The organism is Paraburkholderia elongata, from assembly GCF_013177735.1.
In the GTDB taxonomy this organism is placed as follows: Bacteria; Pseudomonadota; Gammaproteobacteria; order Burkholderiales; family Burkholderiaceae; genus Paraburkholderia; species Paraburkholderia elongata.
The window spans coordinates 1-4,091 of sequence record NZ_WOEZ01000084.1; the positions used below are offsets into that span (position 1 = coordinate 1).

A 4,091-nucleotide genomic window follows, 5' to 3' on the forward strand; every position below is an offset into this window, starting at 1 on the left:
AAAAAGAACAGCCCGCGAACCGAGCCGGGCCGAAGCCATGCAGGGAAGCATGGAGGAGACGTGAAATTCATTTTAGGCGGCTCGATTTCGCATTGCAACATGGTGGTGAAAACGACAGGCGTGGCAGCGACATTGCGCCTGCGGCCACTGGTTGAATCCATGATGAACAGATGTCGTTCGACACGCTCCGAGAAATGGCGGTTGCACCTCAGAAGCAGCCGTTGCGGTCGCGCTGGGTCGACGGGCCGAAGTGGGTCGGCAAGCGCCAGTCACGAAAATCACAAACTGGACTCGTAACGTGATCGGCGGAAACTTCTCAAAACAGATTTGTGATCTGTTGGCGATCGGCAGGGAAGGCGCGCCGGTGAGCTTTCAGCGGGTATATCCGCTAGAACTTCCTGGCGCGGATGGGGCGCGGCGTTCGTCGCGAAAGACCATGTACGCAATGCAGATACCGCGACGCAGCAGCGTGCTGTTTTTGCAACAGGCGACGCCCAAACATTATTTAACACGCGCCTACGCCGGATTTTTGATAGCCTTTGTCATGGCAGATGAAGAACATCCAACGACAGGAGGACTTCGCCATGCTGAGGTGGATTGCAAACTGGGCCGTGCACCATGCGCTCACCCCCGAGAAACAGGCCGAAAGAGCGTTGCGAGAATTGCGTCTGGAGCTTTTCCAGGCGGAGCAACGAATCCTCGATGCGCAGTTGCATGCGGATTACTACCGTGCACGTCTGGCTTTCTGCGAGGAGGTCATAAAAAACGGTATCGAGCAGGTGGCCGACCAGCGCAAAGGTCAGCAAGAATCCTCACAGGCGTCGCGGCCGGGACTCAAGCTCACGGCTGCTCAATAGAGAGCCGGTCTGAGACATTTTTCCGTACACCGTTTGCCGGACGCGCAATCGGTCCCGCGCAGGCGGCTACGGTATGCCTTCGCCGTAGCAACCGCGCGGAACACGCCACCGATACCCGCATTGTCACCGCGACGGCACGAACCGGGTAGAAGGCCACACTGTACGCAGACGTCGGCGCATCAATCTACTTGAGGCCTTCGATGCCGCTGGCGGCGTCACCGAGCAGAATGCGGTCGATGACGCCGCCGGCCCTGTCTTCGCTGAGCGACATCAGCAGCAACGCAGCCTTGTTGATTCCTTCCGCGTTCAATGAACGCTCCATGATTTAACGGCTGCAACGATCTTCTGATCGTTCTTTGCCGGCATCGGCGAATAGTTCTGTTTTCGTTCGGACGTCGTCTACTCGACTCAACTATGTATCCCGGCGTGGGGGGAATAACTGCGGGTTGAATGTTTCAAATCCTTTTCGCCGACTGGCCTGCATGACCTTGTGGCGGTGTTCCCTTCTTTACTTTGGACTACGGCTCTGTTGCGAGCAAGTGGGTCAACGAGACGCCGGCGAAGGTCAAGGCTGCATTCGCTCAGGCGCTGAAGCTCGGCCAAGGGGTTTTCTTTATCGACGAGTTCGATAGTTACGTTGCGCCCCGTGAGAGCGGAACACACCACATGGCGAGGGACCTAACGAACGTAATCCTCACTGAGGTCGGCCGCCTACGCGGCAGCAGTCAAATTATACTTATCGCCGCCACAAACGACATCGCCGCACTGGATAGCGCTGCGATTCGGGAAGGCCGGTTTGACTTCAAGGTTGAAGTGCCTGCGCCAGATCTTGAAGCCCGCAAGGCCATACTCCGTCGCTCGGTAGGCGAAGCAATGGGTTTCCATGCGCTCAGCGCACCGATGCTCGCAAATCTTGCAGCGCGCTGGGAGGGATTCAGCGCCGCACGCCTCGCATCGGTCGGGCGCTGTCATCGGCGTTCTGAAAGTAGCGTAGAACGGACGGTGTGAAACTCACGGCGTGGAACCAACTTTTCTTGGTTCATTTTCTTCGGGCCTGGTTTATCCACAGTCGGGTTCTTCTTTAGCTTTTCTTCGCTCCTTTCCGTTGCAGCCCTTGTGGTTGCCGCATTCTGAGCGGGTTAGCCGCTGAGGGCAGCCGCAGCGCAGAACCAGCTTGTCCCTTGAACCCGTTAGCGCGCTATCGCCTCATCAAGGTGAGTTTCAAATCGTCCGTTTTGCGCGAATTTGACGCCGCCGCCAACAGGCGCGAGCTGGCCGACATGCGTCGTGAGGGCGACATCGGTGAAGGCAGCGTGAGCTTCGACGTTGCGATGCGTGCGATGCGACGCCTCCAGGGCTCGAAAGGCCGGCTGCCTGAAAACGTGAAGTCGATCGACGAAATCATCATGCCGGATGTCTCGCGCAACGATCTGCATGATCTCGCCTTCAGGCTGCGACACGCCTACGGCCTCGAGCGGCTCGGCGGCAGCCTGCCGCGCGGCGTGCTGTTCTACGGGCCGCCGGGTACTGGCAAGACACAGGCGGCCATGGCGCTGGCTAAAGCCAGTGGGTACGCGTTCCTGAAGACAACGGGAGCCGAACTGCTCGCGAACCCCTCCGCGTGGGACAGGCTCGTCAGGGACGCGAAGGACCTGCGGCCGGCGATCGTCTTCATCGACGAGGCGGACGATGTGCTGGGCGAGCGCCGTATGTCAGGCGTCGCCCCAGTCACGAACAAAGTGCTGACGACACTGGACGGTGCGCACGGGCGGCTGCCGGACGTTCTGTACATCTGCGCAACGAACCATCAGGACGCGCTCGACCTGGCTGTGCTTCGTGGCGGGCGACTTGAAGAGAAGGTCGCGTTCTCGGTACCAGGGCATGAAGCCCTGGCGTCCTACGTCCGCATGCGTTTCAGGGTCATGGCCGGCGACGTGTTCGCCGTCTCACGCCACACGATGGACTGCGCTGTCGCCGGTCTGAAAGGACATTCGATTGCCGATGCTGACGCGGTGTTGCAGCGAACCATTGACGCCGCAGCCGTGCGGTATCTACGCGAAGGCACTGCGGTGATCACCGCGGAGGATGTGCGTACCGCGTTGCGCAGCAGGTTCGCGCTGGGCTGAAGACAGTACCGGAAGCGTGTCGCCTTGCACTCCAGAGTTGGCGCGATATCGTCACGATGTGCGCCACCAGCGGCGCGCATCTCCCTATAGAGAAGGAATGACGATGCGACTTCTTATCCTCGAGACCACTTCGTTTGACGCCATGCAAGAGCGTATGGACGCAATCCTCGACGGTCAACACCCCGATTCAACATGCATATTCTTCGACGAGCCAGAGGGGTTGCTGAGGACCATTACTGCGAAACGCATGGAGATCATCCGGCTGCTGCTGCACGACGAAGGACCGATGACGGCGGAGGCGATTGCCATGCGTCTGAAGCGTGGCAGGATGATGGTAGACCACGATCTCGAAGCGCTTCTCGAGTCGGAAATCGTCGACCTCAATCGGGATGCACGTTACCTGTTCGAGTTCGATGGCATCAGGATCCGGTTGCAATTCCCGCACGCTGAACACAGGGTGGCGCAGTCTTGAACACGGACACATGCGAAATGGTATTTGCTTTCCATGAATCGGGCACCATGCGAATCAGCCGTCTCGAGTATCAGTCGGTTCCGGCGGACGGGAAGCTGCCCTCCGGTGCGTTCATCGAAGTAGATGGTCTGTACCTCGTCAGTGCTCCCCAGGGCGGCGACGGTATGGACGGGATCGTACGCGACCCGGCGCACTGGGCGGTGTGTCTGTTCCCGCGCGACGCTCATGGCAACGTCTTGGGCTGGTTCATGGAATTCGATTCAAGACGTGGCTTCATTAACGCTCTGGGAGATGGCATCTCGACAAACGCGATCATGTGGCTGCAGTGACAGGCGAGACGACCATGTTGCGGCGAGGACGAAAGCTCTTGGGGACCCCCTCGCCCCCGGGCGAAGCTTCCTGCGACTCTAAACACTGCGGAGGTCGGTGGCTTGGGTCACCGGTACCACCGACCTTTGCCGAACTGTTTCCAGCAAGCGTCCGCGCTACCGCTCAAGCTCTTATATTCAGGATCGTCGGCGGAATCTGTGGGTGAATTAGTGTGCGCGCCTAGCCAAGTGAAGCTTGATTCAGATACTGATAGAGCTTCCGACAAGTTGCATCAAAGGCATTTTGTGCGGACTCTGAGATCGCTGG

At 59.0% G+C, this 4,091-nt stretch carries 5 protein-coding genes and 1 pseudogene; 5 read left to right on the forward strand and 1 reads right to left on the reverse strand.

Annotated features, from left to right (window positions below):
- Positions 1 to 584: 584 nt before the first annotated feature.
- Entirely contained in the window at positions 585 to 857 is a 273-nt protein-coding gene (locus GNZ13_RS16205) for a hypothetical protein (protein ID WP_172166119.1), read from the forward strand.
- A gap of 184 nt (positions 858 to 1,041) precedes the next feature.
- On the opposite strand, the gene GNZ13_RS53480 is transcribed toward GNZ13_RS16205, so the two are convergent.
- On the reverse strand, positions 1,042 to 1,167 hold the full coding sequence (locus tag GNZ13_RS53480) for a hypothetical protein (RefSeq protein WP_268959159.1): 126 nt from the start codon (positions 1,165 to 1,167) through the stop codon (positions 1,042 to 1,044).
- A 197-nt stretch (positions 1,168 to 1,364) separates the two neighbouring features.
- On the opposite strand from GNZ13_RS53480, the pseudogene GNZ13_RS16210 reads away from it, so the two are divergent.
- From GNZ13_RS16210 to GNZ13_RS16225, 4 genes and pseudogenes are all read left to right on the forward strand, one after another.
- Positions 1,365 to 1,865: pseudogene (locus GNZ13_RS16210) on the forward strand (AAA family ATPase); the annotation flags it as partial.
- A 173-nt stretch (positions 1,866 to 2,038) separates the two neighbouring features.
- The gene (locus tag GNZ13_RS16215) at positions 2,039 to 2,983 is read left to right on the forward strand and encodes an AAA family ATPase (RefSeq protein WP_236002022.1); all 945 of its coding nucleotides are present in this window, start codon (positions 2,039 to 2,041) and stop codon (positions 2,981 to 2,983) included.
- A gap of 97 nt (positions 2,984 to 3,080) precedes the next feature.
- On the forward strand, positions 3,081 to 3,455 hold the full coding sequence (locus GNZ13_RS16220) for an HVO_A0114 family putative DNA-binding protein (protein ID WP_172166113.1): 375 nt from the start codon (positions 3,081 to 3,083) through the stop codon (positions 3,453 to 3,455).
- A gap of 47 nt (positions 3,456 to 3,502) precedes the next feature.
- On the forward strand, positions 3,503 to 3,784 hold the full coding sequence (locus GNZ13_RS16225) for a hypothetical protein (RefSeq protein WP_172166116.1): 282 nt from the start codon (positions 3,503 to 3,505) through the stop codon (positions 3,782 to 3,784).
- Positions 3,785 to 4,091: the final 307 nt, after the last annotated feature.